An 18,644-nucleotide genomic window follows, 5' to 3' on the forward strand; every position below is an offset into this window, starting at 1 on the left:
ATAGGAATAGTTACTTTTGAGTTTCGAAAATGTAAATGTCGTGTCCTGGATCCTGTTGCATCAACCTAAATCCAATATGAGGGAAGGCGGAATGTATATGACGGCAAAACGCAGTTTGAAATTTGGAGCCATTGTTCACGGTGTCGGAGGCAGCATGACCACATGGAGACACCCGGAGGTTCAACCGGATGCGAGTGTGAATTTTGAGTTCTATAAGCGCCAGACGCTGAAAGCGGAAGAAGGTAAGTTTGATCTCGTTTTTATTGCCGATGGTCTGTACATCACCGAAAAATCCATTCCCCACTTCCTGAATCGGTTTGAACCGATCAGCCTGTTGTCCGCCTTGGCAGCCGTCACTTCGCGGATTGGTCTGGTGGGAACGCTCTCCACGTCCTACAGCGATCCGTTTACGGTTGCCAGACAGTTTGGTTCGCTTGATCTGATCAGCGACGGCCGCGCAGGCTGGAACGTGGTTACCTCCCCGCTTGAAGGATCAGCCAAAAACTATAGTAAAAGCAATCACCCAACCCATCCAGAGCGATACCGAATTGCAACCGAATATTTGCAGGTAACCAAAGGCCTGTGGGATTCATGGGAAGATGATGCGTTTGTTCGAGACAAGGAGAGCGGTGTTTTCTTCGATCCATCCAAACTGCATACACTCAATCACGAAGGGGAGTTCTTCTCTGTACAGGGACCACTGAACATTGCCCGTTCACGCCAAGGTCAGCCGGTGATCTTCCAGGCAGGCTCCTCCGATGATGGCAAGACCCTTGCAGCGAAAGAAGCGGATGCGGTGTTTACCGGACATGATACGATCGAGGATGCACAGGCCTTTTACAAGGATGTCAAAACGCGTGCCGCTTCCTATGGACGTTCCTCTCAGGATATCGTCATTCTGCCAGGCATCAGCCCAATTGTAGGACGGACGGAAGAAGAAGCCGAACGTAAATACGAGGAGATTGCCAGCCTCGTTACGATCGACAAAGCGCTGGATTATCTGGGACGATTCTTCGAGCACCATGACTTCTCCCAATATCCGCTGGATGAACCTTTCCCTGAACTGAACGGCATTGGCAGCAACAGCTTCCGCAGCGGCACGGATAAAATCAAGAAGGATGCCAAAGAACAGGGATTGACCCTGCGTGAAGTGGCATTGCGTGCGGCTACGCCGAAGAGCAAATTCCTGGGTACACCGGAACAGGTAGCTGACAAAATACAGGAGTGGTTCGAAGCAGAGGCTGCTGACGGGTTCATTATCCATTCGGAATTGCCAAGTGGTCTGTCTGATTTTGTGGAACTGGTCGTTCCGATTCTGCAGGAGCGCGGCATTTATCGTACGGAGTACGAGCACGATACACTCCGTGGCAATCTCGGTGTGCAGATTCCGGTGAATCGTTATACGGCTGCCCGGGAGCAAGTGCAGCAGGCATAAGATGAACTGCACGTGAGATGGGCGCTAGAGCGATATGAATTCTTAATTGCAATACTTCCGTGTTTTAAAACCGACTTATCTCATAGGTTATATATAAAATAAAAAATGACACCTGTATACACAGAGGGGGAAACGATATGAACAGGTCTATCGCATGGATGAAATTTATGGCACTGGCAGCAGTATTGGTAATGGTATTGTCCGGTTGCGGAGCTGGCAGCAGCTCCAGCGGTGAGGCTCAGGCATCGGGTGGTGAACAGGCGAGTAAAGCGGAGGGCGGGAATCTGACTTTCGCACTCGCAACTTCACCGGATACGCTGGATCCTCACCGGAGCGGGCTTGCCGTTACGGTACGTGCCATCCGGACCATTTACGACAATCTGGTGGTGCAGCTGCCTGATGGTTCCATCAAACCATGGCTCGCCACGGAATGGAGTGTATCTGAGGATGGCAAGAGTTACACGTTCAAGCTGCGTGAAGACGTGAAGTTCCACGATGGCACGCCGTTTAACGCAGAAGCCGTGAAGTACAACCTGGATCGTGTCATCGATCCTGCTACCAAAGCTGCCAATTCCCTTGCGCTGATCAGACCCTATCAATCTTCCGAGGTCATTGATGAATACACCATCAAGGTGAATCTGGAAACACCTTCACAGGCCTTCCTGGGCAACTTAAGCCAGGCTCTGCTGGGTATCGTGTCCCCTACAGCTGCCAAGAAATATGGCGATCAACTGGGCAAAAACCCGGTGGGCACCGGGCCGTATACCTTCGTGAAATGGGATGAAAATGCCGATATCGTCGTTGCCAAAAACAAGGATTACAACTGGGGCCCAGAGACGGTTGAAAACAAAGCTGCACCTCATCTGGATACGATCACGTTCAAAATTGTACCAGAGGAAGCGACACGGATCGGAAGCGTACAGAGCGGTCAGGTTCTCGCTGCAGAGACCGTTCCACCGCAAAATGTTGCGGCTCTGAAGAATGATCCGAACCAGCAATTGCTGCAGGCCAATACGGTGGGACTGCCGTATACTCTCTTCTTCAATCTGCGCAAAGCCCCTTGGGATGATGTGAAGGTCAGACAGGCGGTACAATCCGCCGTAGATGTGGAATCCATCGTCAAAACGTTGTATCTGGGCAACTATGAACGAGCATGGTCTGCATTGTCTCCTGGCATTTTGGGTTATGATGCCTCGCTGGAAGGAAGCATCAATCCGGACATCAACAAAGCCAATCAGCTGCTGGATGAGCAGGGCTGGGTGAAGGGTGCGGATGGCATACGTGAAAAGGATGGTCAGAAACTGACGCTGCGTTATGTGGATGGTTCCCCAAACCGGGAGAAGCGCAATGATATCGCCGCCATCATTCAGCAGCAGCTGAAACAGGTTGGCATCGCCGTTGAAGTTGAAATTACAAAAGACATTGCCACGGTCATTTATCAGAACTGGGACTATGATCTGTATGGCAACAGCCAGGTCAATTCCGATCCGAATGCCCTATACGCCTTCTATCATACAAGCGCAGAAGGGGAGCGTCCTACGTTGTCCGGGTTGTCTGATCCGAAGATCGACGAGCTGCTGGAACAGGGAGCGGTGGAAACGGATCCCGAAAAACGTGTGAAGATCTATAACGAGATTCAGCAATTTCTGATTGATCAGGCTGTCATTCTACCGATCTATGTATTCCCTTATACGGTTGCAGCATCCAAATCCGTTCAGGGAGTCAAGTTTGATTCGCTTGGGTACCCATTGTTCAACGATGTGCGAATTCAGCCCTAACATGACAGCCCATCACGCATTCAGGAAGGAGACGACCCGGTATGGTTCAAACGATACTGACTCGGCTTGCAACATCACTATTTGTAATATTCGGAGCTTCGGTGCTGGTGTACTGCATCATGTATCTTCTGCCGGGTGATCCGGTCCTGCTCATGCTGGACCCATCCTCGGCTACACCGGAGATGATCGAGAATTTGCGGGCGCAGCTTGGTCTGGATCAGCCGTTTTACATTCAATTTGCGAACTATTTCGGCGACATGCTGCGAGGCGATTTTGGCAAGTCCATGATGAACTCGGATCCAGTGCTTCCCAAAATTCTGGAGCATTTCCCGGCCACCCTGGCACTGACGGCACTGAGTTCCATCATTGCCATTACAATCGGCATCACGCTTGGCGTGCTGTCTGCCATCCACCGTAATGGCGCGATTGATTTTATTGCCCGTCTTGTTGGACTGTTTGGTATCTCCATGCCAACGTTCTGGACCGGCATTCTGTTGATCCTGCTGTTCTCGGTTCAGCTCGGCTGGTTCCCGGCCATGGGTTCGGAGGGCTTTGCCTCATTGGTTCTTCCAGCAGCCACACTGGGTCTGGTTGGTGCAGGTTTCATCGTGCGGATGGTACGTAACAGTATGCTTGAAATTATTAATGAACCGTTTATCGTCGCCTTGCGGGCCAAAGGACTTACGGAGCGAACCATCATGTACGTTCATGCACTGCGCAATGCACTGATTCCCGCCGTAACGGTCATTGGCATGTTGATTGGGGATCTGCTCGCGGGAACCGTCGTGGTCGAAACGGTATTCTCCAGACAGGGAATCGGACGAATTATTGCCGATGCCTTGATGGCGAAAGACCTGCCTGTTGTACAGGGCGTTGTCTTTTTTACGGCAATCATCTACGTGGTGCTGAATCTGCTGGTGGATATCTCGTATGCGTACATCGATCCAAGGGTCAGACGTGCAGTACGTACTTGATTGCGAGGACCATCTGTACTTTGAGGGATGAGGAAGGAGGACTCTTATGAGCATGAAACCATTGGTGGGTGACAAAAAGGCATGGACCGGCAGCAAAGGGCGTGTACGCCTATGGAATCGCCGTTTGGGGCGTTACCGCTTCTCGTTTGCGGTTTCCCGGTTATTCTTTTATGCAGCGCTGCTGGTCGTGTTATTCACCGTTACCTGTGCCATTGTTCCGGGCTGGATTGCTCCTTATGATCCAACTCAGATGATGACGGATGCGATCCTGCAGGCACCTTCTGCTGCGCATTGGTTTGGAACGGATTATTTCGGAAGGGATATCTTCAGCGTCGTCGTGCACGGCAGCAGGGATTCACTGCTAATCGGATTCGCTTCGGTGCTTGTCGGTGGCCTGGTGGGAAGTGCTCTGGGGATTATCTCCGGGTACGTTGGTGGAATGGTAGATACGGCGATTATGCGTACTGTCGATATTCTGATGGCTGTCCCGGGAGTACTGCTGGCCTTGTCCGTAGCTGCGGCACTGGGTCCTGGACTGCTGAACATTGCACTGGCCGTTGCGGTAGCCTCCATTCCGGGATATGCACGGGTCATGCGCGGACAGGTGATGTCTGTCAAAAGCCTGCCGTTTATCACAGCGACACGATCGCTTGGCGGTTCGAACGGACGTATTTTCTGGCGGCATGTCCTGCCGCATTCCCTGTCTCCTCTGCTTGTGATGGCAACATTGGGAGTGGGTACTTCCATCCTGACGGGTTCCGGTCTCAGTTTTCTTGGACTTGGGGTGTTGAAGGAAATTCCGGATTGGGGAGCACTGCTCTCGCAGGGACGCGGTTACCTGACCGTAGCCTGGTGGATCTGTACTTTCCCTGGACTCGCCATTACCATGTTTGTACTTGCAGTGAATCTGATTGGAGACGATATCCGTGACCGGCTGGATCCAAGAGTAAAAGGAGCGGCTTGACCGCTATTCCAAGGAGGAGATTAATCATGTCTCATGTCGTTATTATTGCCGGAGCACCTTCCAAACGTTCACGTTTGACCGGCCTAACCGAGTATAGCAGCAATAAATTAACCGAAGCAGGCATTACTGTTGAGGTAATACATGTAGCCGATCTGCCAGCTGAAGATCTTGTGCAGGCCCGGTTCGACAGTTCGCATGTGAGAGACGCGCTTGCCGTGGTTGAAGCAGCAGACGCGGTCATTTTGGCTACGCCTGTGTATAAAGCATCCTACTCCGGTGTACTGAAGCTGTTCCTGGATCTGATTCCACAGGAAGGGCTGCGCGGTAAAGTGTCACTTCCGCTTGTTATTGGCGGCTCCATTGCGCATCTGCTGGCTATCGATTATGCATTGAAGCCTGTACTTGCCGCACTTGGGGGAAGACATATTTTGGGTGGGGTTTACGCGGTTGATCAAGGCGTAGAGCGTCTGGATGACGGAAAATATGCGCTTTCGGCTGACATTACAACCCGATTAGACCGTTCGCTGGATGAATTGATATTGACACTGGAAAAGGATGGTATTACGATTACTTAAAACCAAGTAAATTGATTGGTTAAATTGATATAAGGTCAAACGTCTGTGGACCTGGATGCGGAGGCGCTTATGAATATTGAGAACATTGAAGCATTTGTATATATCAATCATTACGGAAGCTTCAATAAGGCTGCCGAAGTACTCTTTTTGTCCCAACCATCTGTAACGGCTCGTATTCAATCCCTGGAACGTGAGCTTGGCTGTAAGCTGTTTGATCGGCTTGGCAAACAGATCGTGCTCACGGATGAGGGGAGAAAATTCCTACCTTACGCGCAGCAGGTGCTGCAGGTTATCCAAAAGGGCAGGCAGAAGATTCAGCAGCGCCGGACGACACCAGACGCGCTTCGTCTCGGCAGTACCGTATCGGTATCCAACTATGTCATTCCGGACTTCCTCCCCAAAATCAAGGAAGCCTATCCTGAGGTCAACATCAAGCTCACAACGGCTACAACCGATCAATTGGTCGCGAAGCTGCTAAATCAGGAGATTGATCTGGCATTTGTACGCAAGGTTATGCACCCGGCCATACGTACCATTGCTTTTTATGAGGACCCGATCCAGCTGTATGTTTACAAGGGACACCCATTTATAGAACGCGGACACGTCAGCATGGAGGCGATTCGCAATGAGCGGCTGGTTTTCTTCGAATGCGGTTCCCTGGACTGGCTGCGTATTCACCGTGCGTTCGACTCCCTGGACCATCCGCCGGATATTACATATCATGTGGACCATTCGGAAACGGCGAAGAAACTGGTTCTTCAGGGAGCGGGTATTGCCTTCCTGCCGGGACTGACGGTGCAGAAGGAAGTGCAGGACCAGGAGCTGTTTCCCATTCAGGTTCATGAAGTGGCTGGTGTATCGCTGCAGATTAGTGTCGTGACGTTAAAAGAAGAACATTCACCGTTTGCAGAGCCCTTTGGGGAGCTGCTGCGGCAGTTATAGAAGCAAGAACGGGCTTGGCAGCCGAATACGGCAGCTTAATTGGAGGAGGAGAAACGTATGGGGATTCGTCTTGGCATATTGGATCAGACCCCAATCTATGAAGGGGAGACACCGGTGGATGCATTCCGGCATACCATTGAGCTGGTGCAGCGAGCAGAGCAGCTTGGATTTCACCGATTCTGGGTATCGGAGCATCACGATTCAGGACATGTGGCAGGTTCTTCACCAGAGGTGCTGATTTCGCATTTGCTGGCACATACAGAGCGAATTCGTTTGGGTTCCGGTGGGGTGATGCTCCAGCATTACAGTCCTTACAAGGTTGCCGAGAATTTTAATGTGCTCGCAGCGCTTGGACCGGGAAGGATCGATCTGGGCATAGGACGTGCGCCAGGAGGACTGCCCCGTTCTACGCAGGCTCTGCAGCAGGGCATTCAGGAGGCAGCGTCACTGAAGGAGAAAATACGTCAAGTGAAGCAGTATATTCATAATGAACCGCATGCAGATGAAGCCCATCCACTTGCCGGTTTAAGTGCTGCACCTGTGTCCGAAATACCTGCCGAGCTGTATGTGCTTGGAGCAAGTGTCGATAGCGCTGGCATGGCGGCGGAACTAGGACTCCCTTATGTGTTCTCCCTGTTTATCAATAGCAACATTGAAGTGGCACAAGAAGCCCTTCGGGTATACCGCGAGCAATTCAACCGTTCAGAAGGCCGGGAGCCTTACGCCGTTCTTGCGATCTCTTTAATTGTGGCAGAGAGTAAGGAAGAGGCTGAAGAGCTGGCAAGTGAGCATATGCTGGTCAAGATCCACCTGGAGAATGGCAAAGTACTGACGGTTGGTTCAGTGGAGCAGGCAGAAGAATTCGGACGGCAATCAAATGAGAAATATCGAATTGAGGTTCTGGAGCCGAGTGTAACCCGTGGAACGAAGGAAACCGTAGGTCAGGCTCTGCAAAAGTTTCAGGATGAGTTTGCCGTGGATGAGTTGATTGTCACAACAGCCACACGTGATTTCGCGAAACGCATTCGCTCTTTTGAATTGCTGCGCGAGGCATTGGATGAGCAGGGACTGGGTGAATTCTGGAGTGAATCCGAACCTGCGCAAGCGGCTATTGGTTAGATCGGAATTCAGAAACTGCTTTTTTTGCAGCACATAGATGACGATAAAGGAGGCAGCGTTATGAAGAGTGAGCTGGAACAGCCCAAGCAGCAGACAGGGCAAGAAGAAAGAGGCACGCAGCGCATCCCTGCTGAAACCGATGAAGCATTTGCGGAGCGGTTAATCGCGATTCGGCGGCATCTGCATCGCTATCCGGAATTGTCGGGCGAGGAAAAGGAAACGACGGCCGCCATCCGCGGCTGGCTGGAGGAGGAAGGGGTACGTATCGCAGATGAATATTCACTGCGTACGGGTCTTGTCGCCGAAATTGGTCAAGGAGACGGCCCTGTCGTTGCCCTTAGAGCAGATATAGATGCTCTGCCGATTCAGGAAGAGACGAAGCTTGAATTTGCTTCCCAGGCTGCAGGCAAGATGCATGCTTGCGGGCATGATGCACATACGGCCATATTGGTTGGTGCAGCACGTTTGCTGAAACAGCGGGAGTCCGGACTGCCGGGCAAAGTGAGGCTGCTGTTCCAGCCTTCGGAGGAAAAAGCAACGGGCGCACGGCAGGTTATTCAGAGCGGAGCGCTGTCTGACGTCCGTGCCGTGTTTGGTCTGCATAACAAACCGGATCTTCAGGTTGGCACCGTCGGTATCCGTGAAGGAGCACTTCTGGCAGCGGCGGATGGTTTTGTGGTAAACGTCGAAGGGGTGGGCACACATGCTGCGGTACCCGAAGCGGGAATCGATCCGATTGTTGTTGCCTCGCATATTGTAACGGCTTTGCAGGCAATTGTTAGCCGCAATGTGGGTGCACAGGAGAGTGCCGTGATTAGCGTAACCAAGATTCACAGCGGTACAGCCTGGAATGTCATTCCGGATCAGGCCATTTTGGATGGCACGGTGCGTACCTTCGACGAGAAAGTCCGTGCACGTATTCGTGAACGATTCAACCAGGTCGTGTCTGGTGTGGCGGCTGCATACGGTACACGGGCGACGGTTCGCTGGATTCAGGGACCGCCTGCGGTGGTTAACGATGCTTCGCTGGCTTCCGCGGCGGAACAGGTGGCTGCTGAAGTGGGATTGAACAGTGTTAGACCGCTGCCCTCTCCGGCAGGTGAAGATTTCTCCTTTTATCAGAAGCAGGTTCCAGGCCTGTTCCTTTTCCTCGGTACATCCGGACCACATGAGTGGCATCATCCTGCATTTGATCTGGATGAACGGGCGCTGCCGCTGGGAGCGCATCTGCTCGCTGCTTTGGCAGAGCAAGCGCTCCAAAACCTGCAGCTGCAGGGTGAGTGATGCGATAAACGCAAGTACCAAACAGTGTGCTTTGAAAGGACGGTTACCCTCATGGGGTGACCGTTTTTTTTGTCTGGCAGGCAGAAAAATGAGTGCACAACAAAGAGATGGATTCAAATCAAAGAAGCTTCTTGAAATGGAAAAATATTGTTGACGGTCTCAATTTTGTATGCTATATTTTCCTCGATTATTAATCGTAATAATTACTATTAATGCAGTGAGGTAGCGCACAGGTGAAACTCATCCGAATCTGAATGAACAGGAATAGAGGTAGCTGGGATGAAACAGGAGATCGAATTTATCAAGTTTAATCCAACACAGAACATGACGGTTTTGGTGAAAACAAGTCATCCAGCAGAGGAGTACCAACATATCGCTTCAAGCATCATGTCCTACGATCATGTCTATGCGGAGCAGGTCGGATTTATTGTGCCATCCCTTCAGCGCGGAGCTGCAGCACGGTTGCAGATGGCCGGAGGAGAGTTTTGTGGTAATGCCTGTATGGCTCTGGCAGCCTACCTTGCATCTGAACAGGAGCTGGATTCTCGAGATTATACTGAATTGCTGCTTGAGGTCTCGGGGACAGAGCAGTTGATCACCTGCCAAGTGAGGAAACAGCTGAATGAATACTTTTGTCAGGTGAACATGCCGATTCCCAGACAGATTGAACGGCAGACCATAACGTACGAAGGATTCGATCAGGATATGATTATTGTCCGGTACGAGGAATTCATTCATATCGTGGTGGAGGTGGATGGGTTCGATGATGGGATCCGAACAAGAGCACAAAACCTCGCGCGTCTGCTTGGACTAACCCTGGGAGACAAACTGATTGGCATTTTGTTGTTCAATCCACGTTCCGAAGAGTTGGCTCCACTGATTTATGTTCCCGGACTGGATAGCCTGATATGGGAGAGAGGATGCGGTTCAGGTACAGCTTCGCTTGGCGCTTACCTTGCATGGAAGACAGGAAGAGAGATTACCGCCCGAATTAAACAGCCGGGAGGTTCGATTAACGTCGTGGCCCGGTTTGCTGAACATGGGCTGGGCAGCATTCACATTGAGGGTTCTGTCGGCATTGTGGCACAGGGGACAGCTTTTATTGATGTACAACAGATGGACATGAATAAGGGGGAAACACATGAATACGGTCGTGGATTTTACCAGACAGTTGAATGATTTTCTGAATACCTTTGAACAACTTGCCCGGAAATACGATCATTCCATTCAATATGCGGAACAGATGGAGCTGGCCATCAATGCCTATTCCCAGTGGATCACCGATAAGCGCCATGAGTCGTTCTGGGCAGAGCAGGAGCATGAGGGGGGCACCGGGTTCACACAGCTTGTACTGGATTTAAGGCAACAATCCTCCCGCTGCGTAGCGATCATGGAGAAATATCGGGCATTGAAGCTGCAGCACGGAGAAGTGGAGATTGCGGATTATTTCAAAAATATTGAGGAGTGCATTGAGAAGGAATTCGGCAGTTTCCATGTAACTTCAGACTCCAAGGTACTTCTGATCGGATCGGGAGCATTTCCAATGACTCCCCTGCTTATCGCCAGAAGAACGGGGGCACAGGTGGTAGGCATTGATATTGATGAAGAGGCGATCGGCTTAGGCCGGACGGTTGTGAATACATTGGGGGCTGGTCTCCGCATCCATTTGCAGAAGGCATTTGTTCAGGAGCTCGATTTTACGAAAGAAGCCACGCATATCATTTTCAGTTCCACAGTCGCCATCAAGTATGACATTCTGGATCAGCTTCATTCGCTCACCAATGAACACGTTGTTGTTGCGATGCGATATGGCAATGGATTGAAGTCCTTGTTCAATTACCCTCAGCAGGAGACGGACCCGCTGAAATGGCGATTGGTTGATAACATCTTGCGTCCACACGATGTGTTTGACATTGCACTGTATCAGAAATCTTCGCATGTCTGATAAGGAGAAGGAGGCACATATGAGTGGTTTTGAACGAGTCTTAATCATGGGAACCGGACCTGCATCTGTTCAACTAGCTGTATTATTCAAGAAACAACGAGGATCCACCATTGGTGTGGCCGGAAGGGAATCGATTAGATCCAATGAATTCTTCGGCGCATTGGACCGTCATGATCAGCACATTTGCGTAAGCGTTCAGAATGAGAAGCATCGGAGCCTGGCAGGCGAGTGTAGAGTGGATCGGATTTTTACCGGGTACAGCCGGATTGAAGGCAGCTGGGATACGCTAATTCTTGCTGTCACGACAGATGCTTATGTTCAGATATTAAGTCAGGTGGATCCGGACGTTCTGAAGCAGGTCCAGTGCATCGTGCTGGTATCTCCCACATTTGGATCGAACCGCCTGGTTCATCAGTATGTAAGTGAGTTAGGGTACACGCCGGAAGTGATCAGTTTCTCCACCTATTGCGGGGATACGCGATGGACAGATGGACAGCCTTCCAATCATGTCGTGACAACCGGAGTGAAGAATAAACTGTATATCGGCTCCACTCGAACCCCTTCAGAAGCAGTGAACGAATTATGCAAAATGGTTGATCAGCTCGGAGTGGTGATGGAAGTGATGGCCTCCCCGTTTGAGGCGGAGACACGAAACATCTCGCTGTATGTGCATCCGGCGTTATTCATGAATGAATTTTCTTTAAACGCAATCTTTGGAAACGCTGACGTCCAGACGTATGTCTACAAGCTCTACCCGGAAGGGCCTATCAACCAACATCTCATTCGGGATATGCTCGCAGGATGGAAAGAAATCATGAGGATTACAGACCGGCTGCACATAAGGCCCCTCAACCTGCTTCAATTCATGACGGACGATAACTATCCGGTTCATTTACAGAGTTTATCGCGTTCTGATATCGAAGAATTTGTCGATTTGCAGGACATACATCAGGAGTATTTGCTGTACATACGGTATACCTCGTTACTGATTGACCCTTTCTCGCAGCCAGACGAACAAGGGAAATATTTTGACTTTTCGGCTGTGCCATTCCGGAAGATGTTCATCAATCACGAAGGACAGCTTGAGATCCCAAGGATGCCCCAGGAAGATTATTACCGGATCAAAATCATTCAGGGCATTGCAAGGCATCTCCGGGTGGACTGCCCCACCATAGACAAATTCATCGCAACCTATGAGAACAAACTGGTGCAAGTAGCACAGGAACAGAGAGAATTGCCGTTATCCAGCACATTTCAGATCCGGACGTTTGCTGATGATCTGAACATGATCTGTGAAGGACTTGAAATTGATCATCAGGAGGAAACATTGTGAAAAAGGGAAGATCCAGTATGGGCTTAAGTATTATATTTGCGCTGATGTTGGTCGTATTGGCCGGCTGCGGCGAGAAGGGAACTGCACAGACGGGGGCAGCCGAGGGAGAGAAGAAGACGGATCTGATCTATGCTTCCGCCAAGGATATTAATGATATGAATCCCCATTTGTATACAGGCTCCATGCCTGCTCAAGGTATGGTGTATGAGTCATTGGTCGAGAACACGGCAGATGGCATTCAGCCCTTGCTTGCGGAATCATGGGATATTTCCGAGGACGGAAAGGTCTATACCTTTCATTTGCGAAAAGACGTAAAGTTCCAGGACGGAGAACCGTTCAACGCCGAGGCGGTCAAAGCTAACTTTGATGCGGTCCAGGCTAATAGTGAGAAACATGCGTGGATTAAGCTGTCCACCAAAATTGTGAGTACCAATGTCATTGATGAACACACCGTTGAATTGGTGCTGTCCAGTACCTATTATCCGACATTGGTGGAATTGTCCATGACCCGGCCCTATGTGTTCATTTCCCCCAAAGACATGATCCATGGCGGGACCAAGGATGGTGTGAATGGCTACCATGGAACAGGGCCGTACATGCTTACGGAGCATAAGGTAGACGAGAATGCAACGTTTGAGGCGAACGAAAGTTATTGGGGAGGCAAACCCGAAATTCAAAAAATCGTAGCCAAAGTTCTCCCGGCAGGAGAGACAACGTTTCTGGCCCTGCAAAAAGGTGAAATTGACTTCGTGTTCACCGATGACCGGGGTGCCGACAGTATTGATGTTCATGCGATGAATCAACTGGCTGAATCAGGGGAGTATCAGGTGATACGAAGTGAACCGATGAACACGAGTATCATTGCGGTCAACAGCAGCAAAAGGAATAATCCGGTCAGTGAAACAGCCGTGCGAGAAGCCATCTGGCATGCCATAGATCGGGATACCATCAGCAACGACATTTTTGAGGGAACACAAACACCTGCCCAGACTCTATTCTCTTCCAATGTGAATTACGCCGACGTGGAATTGAAGACACGACCTTATGATGTAAGTACAGCAGAGAAGCTGCTGGACGAAGCGGGCTGGACTATAGGCAGTGGTGCTGCTGTACGAACCAAAGAAGGGCAAGAGTTGAAGATGGATTTGTATTATGACAGCAATTCCTCTACGCAGAAAACGCAGGCTGAATATATTCAAAATGAATTGAAAAATATCGGTATCCAGCTATCGATTATCGGCGAAGAATCCTCATCCATCGCTAACCGAAGATCTACGGGCGAGTATGATCTGCTGTTCAATCAAACGTGGGGACTGGCTTATGATCCTCAGAGCACCATTTCTGCCTTTGCCTCCAGCTCAGCCTATCTGCATACAACAAGCGGGATGGCTGGTGCCCAGGAAATGTACGCCAAGATTGAAGACGTGATGGTGTTCACCGATGAGAGTGCAAGGAAAGCACTGTATGCTGACATCATGAGCATGGTTCACGAGGAAGCGGTGTTTATCCCTCTTACGAACGGAAGCATGACGATTGTGGCACCCAAAAATCTGGATGGTATTGCATTTAAGCAGACTCAATTTGAGCTGCCATTTGAGCGCATGAAATTTCATTAGGGTCCATTGGATTTTATCTGAAAAAGGAGATGGATATGGGGAGTTTTATCGTCAAACGGATTCTGCTCGCAATACCCCTGCTGCTGATTATTTCGTTTCTAACCTTTGTGCTGATCAATCTGTCCCCGCTGGATCCTGCCGTTGTTGTACTGCAGGCACAGGAAGTACCGCAGATTACGGATGAGTTGATTGCCCAAACCAAGGCAGAGCTCGGCATGGATCGACCGTTTATGATTCAATACGGAAACTGGCTGCTGGCCTGTCTTCAGCTGGACTTTGGCGAGTCCTATGTGACCGGAAATTCCGTCTGGTCCATGATTGGCCCGGCATTTGTGAACACGCTCAAATTAACGCTGATTTCATCTGTCTTCATTATCCTTTTCTCAATCCTGTTAGGTGTAATCTGTGCGATGAGGGAAGGGAAAATCATGGATAAGTCCGTACGTGGCTTCTCCTTCCTGCTCACGGCGATACCTTCCTACTGGCTTGCAGCGATGCTGATCTGGTACTTCTCCGTCAAGCTTGATCTGCTGCCCACCAGCGGAATGGATTCGGCGCAGAGCTATATTCTTCCGGTCATCGTCATTACGGTAAGTTATGTAGGGATCTACTTCAGGAGCGTTAGAAGCTCCATGCTTAACAATTTAAATGAAGACTATGTTCTATACGCCCGAGCCAGCGGAATCCCCGAGAGAAAGGTAACAATGCATATCTTGCGGAATTCGCTGCAGGTGTCCGTTTCCATCTTTTGTATGGCTATTCCCATTGTACTTGGAAGCACGGTTGTAATTGAAAATGTGTTCGCCTGGCCAGGCCTGGGCCGTTTAAGCGTCAGATCCATCCTGAGCCGGGATTTTCCGATTATCCAGGCGTACGTGCTTATTCTGGCTGTCACGTTTGTACTGTTTAATACGCTTTCCGATATCGTGAACGCGGCACTGAATCCCAAACTCAGAAAGGAATTCGAATGAGAAACCTTCGCAATTTAAGCCAGGATAAGCTCGCCATGGCATCTCTTGCCTTTATCGTGGTGCTGATCGTTGCTGGCGTTCTTGCTCCCTTGTTTGCACCGCATGATCCCGAAGAAGTGAACATGAAGCTCAGGTATGCATCAGCATCGTGGTCGTATCTCCTTGGCAATGATCATCTGGGCAGATGTGTGTTGTCGCGGCTGATCTATGGCATTCGGCCAAGTGTACTGTGGGTTTTGGTTGCTCTGCTGGCTTCTGTTCTTCTGGGGGCCCTCGTGGGGTTCATCTCAGGTTACTTTAAAGGAAAAACCGACGCCATCCTCATGAGGATCTGTGATATTATGCTTTCTTTTCCGGGATACGTGATGACGCTTGCGGTCGTTGGCATTTTAGGTGCTGGTCTTGAAAATATCCTGATCGCCTTTGTGGTCATGAAATGGGCATGGTTTGCCCGGGTTATTCGTACATCAGTCATGCAATATTCCGAGATGGATTATGTGAGATTCGCCAGGGCTTCGGGAATCAGCCACCTGCGCATCATTCACAAGCACATTTTGCCCGTTACCTTTTCCGACATTGCTGTCATTTCGAGCAGCTCCATTTGCTCCATGATCCTGCAAATTTCCGGGCTGTCATTTCTCGGATTGGGCGTTCAGGCACCGCAAGCCGAGTGGGGCATGATGCTGAATGAGGCCAGAGAAGTCATGTTCTCCAGGCCGGAGCTGATGCTTGCGCCAGGTCTGGCGATTGTTTTGGTCGTATCGGCATTCAATTTTCTGTCCGATGCGCTGCAGGTGGCACTTGACCCCAAATTGATGACGTCCAAACCGGGCGGCAAGCTTCGCGGAAGGAAGAGAGGTGAACAGGTCTCTTATGAATATATTGGAAGTTGAGCAGCTGCGAATATGGGATGCCCTTACGGAAGAAGTCATTGTGCCCAATAGTTCATTCCAGTTGAAGCAAGGTCAGTGCCTCGCCATTGTAGGAGAAAGTGGGAGCGGCAAGTCGATGACATGCAGGTCCATCATGCGCCTGAATAAACCAGCCATCCGGCAGTCCGGCCGGATTCTATTCCAAGGAGTAGATCTGAACCAGCTCACGGAGCAGGACATGCGCAAAAAAAGGGGCCGGAATCTGTGCATGATTCTCCAGAACGGAATGGGTGCATTTGACCCCTCCTGTGTGATCGGTGTTCATCTGAGAGAGACCCTTCAAGCGCATTATGGATGGAATGGCAAGGAAGTGGAGCAGAACATGAAATTGGCCATGGAGCGGGTCATGCTGAGAAATCCGGTGCACATCATGAATCAATATCCTCACCAGCTGTCAGGAGGCATGCTGCAGCGAATCATGATTGCGCTGGCACTCGTGCTGGAACCGGATGTGATCATAGCGGATGAACCTACAACGGCTCTGGATACGATTTCCCAATACGAAGTGGTCGAGCAACTGATCCAATTGCGGGAACGAATGGGATGCTCCATGATTTTTGTTTCGCATGATCTTGGAGTCGTACGAAAGATCGCGGATGAGGTTCTGATCATGAAGGATGGACATATTGTGGAGTCCGGCAGCATTCACTCCGTCTTTTCGAAACCGCAGCACCCGTATACACAGTTCTTGGTGTCCACCCGCCAGGAGCTGAGCAATCATTTCAGGCAATTGATGCAGGAGGAACAGCATATTGCTAAACGTTGATCATGTTCATAAATCCTATCCACTAGGCGGCTTGTTTTCCGGAGGACGGAAATCCGTTCTGCATGATGTCAGTTTTGAATGCTCACGCGGAGAATGCCTGGGGATCATCGGGGAGAGCGGGAGTGGAAAGTCCACCTTGGGCAGACTGATTTTGGGGATGGAACGCCCGGAGCAAGGAAAGATTTTGCTCGAAGGCAGATCTGTGCTGGACAGAAAGGCAAGAAGGGGCCGGATTAGTGCCGTTTTTCAGGATTACAAGTCGTCGATCAATCCGTTTTTTACGGTCGAGGAAGCCATCATGGAACCGTTACGACTACAAAAGAAGAATCCGGAAGGAAACTCTGATTCGCTCAAAGTAGATGTTTTACTTAGCCAGGTCGGACTGGACAGCTCATACAGAACTAGGTATCCGCATGAATTGTCCGGGGGAGAGGTTCAACGGGTTTGTATCGCTAGGGCCATCTCAACAGAGCCTCAGTGCATTGTGCTGGACGAAGCAATCAGTTCGCTGGATGTATCGGTTCAGACTCAGGTGCTCCATGTGCTGAAAGAGCTGAAGGAGATCTATCAGTTGACTTATATTTTCATCACCCATGATATACAGGCAGCTGCTTATATCTGTGACAGAGTGGTCATTTTCAGAGAGGGTCGCATAGAAGAAATGGTGCCTATCGAACAGCTGAGAACCGTGAAGTCCGAGTATGCGAGAAAGCTGCTGGATCATTTAATTACTTTCTAAAGGAGAACACACCGTGAGCGGAGCATTGTCATGGCCTTTTCTGCGTTTATATCTATTGACGCTCTTATACTTTAGCGCTAACGCCATCCTCAATGTCATCATCCCTCTAAGAGGTGAATCATTGGGGGCAAGCAGTACTGTCATTGGTCTCGTCATGGGAGCGTACATGTTTACAACGATGTTTTTCAGGCCATGGGCAGGTCAGATTATCCAAAAGCATGGCCCAATCAAGATTCTTCGAATCATTCTGATTCTGAATGGGATGGCGCTGATCCTGTATACCTTTACCGGATTGGGGGGCTATTTCTTAGCCCGTGCCCTGCAAGGAGTGTCTACCGCCTTTTTCTCCATGGCGCTCCAGATCGGCATCATCGATGCATTGCCCGAGAAGGATCGTTCACAGGGGATCTCATACTATTCCCTCTTTTCCTATATTCCGGGCATTGCCGGGCCAGTGCTTGCGCTGGGACTGTGGGATGCGGGCGGCATGGATTATTTCTCCATCTTCATGATTGGGATTGCGATGATAACGGGGCTGTTTGGTTACAGTGTCAGAATGGACAAGACGAAGGAACCAGGAATTGACACAGCACAGGATAAGACTGGACAGAAGTCCGGTATGATGGCATCGTTCGGGGAGCTGATCCGAAATCCGTTTTTGTTCAAATGCAGTGTCATTATGCTCATCTCGTCGATTGTGTTCGGTGCCATAACGGCGTTTATTCCGCTGTACGCTCCACAATTGAATTACGGAAATGCTGGCGTGTTTCTGATGATACAGGCTGCGGTCGTTGTGGTTGCCCGTATTGCGCTTAGAAAAAAAATCCCGTCGGACGGAACATGGCACTCTTCCTTTATGATGGGAACGATGCTGCTGCTGACACTCGCTGCTGCGTGTGTAGGGCTGTCCATTCACGCAGGTGTAATCCTATTTTATCTGGGCGCGGGACTCATGGGCATTGCACAGGCCATCGTGTATCCAACGCTGACGACCTATTTGTCCTTTGTCCTGCCGCAGACGAACCGCAACGTGCTCATTGGTTTATTCATTGCAACGGCGGATTTGGGCGTATCGCTTGGGGGTGTCGTTATGGGGCCGGTTGCTGATCTGTTTTCTTTTTCCTGGATGTATTTGATCTGTGCCGTACTTGGCGTACTGATGATTATTTTTGCGTATGACCGTAGGGGACTATTGTCAGCGATGAGATAGCAGGAAGGCTGATGCAGAATGCGTCGGCTTTTTTCTGTTGTTTCATTGTTAGCATAGGAAG

The 18,644-nt window shown here is 50.2% G+C and carries 17 protein-coding genes; all 17 read left to right on the top strand.

Features of this window, described 5'->3' with window-relative positions; all coding sequences use genetic code 11:
* Positions 1 to 97 precede the first annotated feature (97 nt).
* Complete coding sequence (locus GUA98_RS20725; RefSeq protein ID WP_153979852.1) at positions 98 to 1,435, top strand: LLM class flavin-dependent oxidoreductase; 1,338 nt, start codon at positions 98 to 100, stop codon at positions 1,433 to 1,435.
* Positions 1,436 to 1,572: 137 nt separating this feature from the next.
* Complete coding sequence (locus tag GUA98_RS20730) at positions 1,573 to 3,213, top strand: ABC transporter substrate-binding protein (RefSeq protein ID WP_193724254.1); 1,641 nt, start codon at positions 1,573 to 1,575, stop codon at positions 3,211 to 3,213.
* A 41-nt stretch (positions 3,214 to 3,254) separates the two neighbouring features.
* The gene (locus GUA98_RS20735) at positions 3,255 to 4,187 is read left to right on the top strand and encodes an ABC transporter permease (RefSeq protein ID WP_193724255.1); all 933 of its coding nucleotides are present in this window, start codon (positions 3,255 to 3,257) and stop codon (positions 4,185 to 4,187) included.
* Positions 4,188 to 4,233: 46 nt separating this feature from the next.
* Positions 4,234 to 5,151, top strand: a complete 918-nt coding sequence (locus tag GUA98_RS20740; protein WP_193724256.1) for an ABC transporter permease — start codon at positions 4,234 to 4,236, stop codon at positions 5,149 to 5,151.
* 26 nt (positions 5,152 to 5,177) lie between these two features.
* The gene (gene ssuE / locus GUA98_RS20745; RefSeq protein WP_193724257.1) at positions 5,178 to 5,726 is read left to right on the top strand and encodes an NADPH-dependent FMN reductase; all 549 of its coding nucleotides are present in this window, start codon (positions 5,178 to 5,180) and stop codon (positions 5,724 to 5,726) included.
* A 69-nt stretch (positions 5,727 to 5,795) separates the two neighbouring features.
* On the top strand, positions 5,796 to 6,668 hold the full coding sequence (locus tag GUA98_RS20750) for a LysR family transcriptional regulator (RefSeq protein ID WP_153979849.1): 873 nt from the start codon (positions 5,796 to 5,798) through the stop codon (positions 6,666 to 6,668).
* 57 nt (positions 6,669 to 6,725) lie between these two features.
* Complete coding sequence (locus tag GUA98_RS20755) at positions 6,726 to 7,787, top strand: LLM class flavin-dependent oxidoreductase (protein WP_193724258.1); 1,062 nt, start codon at positions 6,726 to 6,728, stop codon at positions 7,785 to 7,787.
* Positions 7,788 to 7,847: 60 nt separating this feature from the next.
* Positions 7,848 to 9,071: an amidohydrolase gene (locus tag GUA98_RS20760; RefSeq protein ID WP_193724259.1), complete on the top strand. Its 1,224-nt coding sequence runs from the start codon at positions 7,848 to 7,850 to the stop codon at positions 9,069 to 9,071.
* Positions 9,072 to 9,350: 279 nt separating this feature from the next.
* Entirely contained in the window at positions 9,351 to 10,250 is a 900-nt protein-coding gene (locus GUA98_RS20765) for a diaminopimelate epimerase (protein WP_227779895.1), read from the top strand.
* Positions 10,213 to 11,016, top strand: coding sequence for a class I SAM-dependent methyltransferase (locus tag GUA98_RS20770; RefSeq protein ID WP_193724260.1), 804 nt, complete (start codon positions 10,213 to 10,215; stop codon positions 11,014 to 11,016). The genes GUA98_RS20765 and GUA98_RS20770 overlap by 38 nt, the downstream gene beginning before the upstream one ends.
* 19 nt (positions 11,017 to 11,035) lie before the next feature.
* Positions 11,036 to 12,349 carry an opine metallophore biosynthesis dehydrogenase gene (locus GUA98_RS20775; RefSeq protein ID WP_193724261.1) on the top strand — a complete coding sequence of 438 codons (1,314 nt, stop codon included), beginning with the start codon at positions 11,036 to 11,038 and terminating at the stop codon, positions 12,347 to 12,349.
* A 17-nt stretch (positions 12,350 to 12,366) separates the two neighbouring features.
* The gene (gene cntA, locus GUA98_RS20780) at positions 12,367 to 13,965 is read left to right on the top strand and encodes a staphylopine-dependent metal ABC transporter substrate-binding lipoprotein (protein ID WP_193724332.1); all 1,599 of its coding nucleotides are present in this window, start codon (positions 12,367 to 12,369) and stop codon (positions 13,963 to 13,965) included.
* 35 nt (positions 13,966 to 14,000) lie between these two features.
* Positions 14,001 to 14,936 (top strand): nickel/cobalt ABC transporter permease, encoded by a 936-nt coding sequence (gene opp1B, locus GUA98_RS20785; RefSeq protein WP_193724262.1) that lies wholly within the window; start codon positions 14,001 to 14,003, stop codon positions 14,934 to 14,936.
* Positions 14,933 to 15,829: a staphylopine uptake ABC transporter permease subunit CntC gene (cntC, locus tag GUA98_RS20790; RefSeq protein ID WP_127538978.1), complete on the top strand. Its 897-nt coding sequence runs from the start codon at positions 14,933 to 14,935 to the stop codon at positions 15,827 to 15,829. Before opp1B ends, cntC begins: the two co-directional genes overlap by 4 nt.
* Positions 15,810 to 16,634, top strand: coding sequence for a staphylopine uptake ABC transporter ATP-binding protein CntD (gene cntD / locus GUA98_RS20795; RefSeq protein WP_193724263.1), 825 nt, complete (start codon positions 15,810 to 15,812; stop codon positions 16,632 to 16,634). The genes cntC and cntD overlap by 20 nt, the downstream gene beginning before the upstream one ends.
* Positions 16,621 to 17,373, top strand: a complete 753-nt coding sequence (locus GUA98_RS20800; protein WP_193724264.1) for an ABC transporter ATP-binding protein — start codon at positions 16,621 to 16,623, stop codon at positions 17,371 to 17,373. Before cntD ends, GUA98_RS20800 begins: the two co-directional genes overlap by 14 nt.
* A gap of 13 nt (positions 17,374 to 17,386) precedes the next feature.
* Entirely contained in the window at positions 17,387 to 18,583 is a 1,197-nt protein-coding gene (gene cntE, locus GUA98_RS20805) for a staphylopine family metallophore export MFS transporter CntE (RefSeq protein ID WP_193724265.1), read from the top strand.
* Positions 18,584 to 18,644: the final 61 nt, after the last annotated feature.

The sequence above is a fragment of the Paenibacillus sp. P13VS genome (assembly GCF_015143645.1).
In the GTDB taxonomy this organism is placed as follows: Bacteria; Bacillota; Bacilli; order Paenibacillales; family Paenibacillaceae; genus Paenibacillus; species Paenibacillus xylanilyticus_A.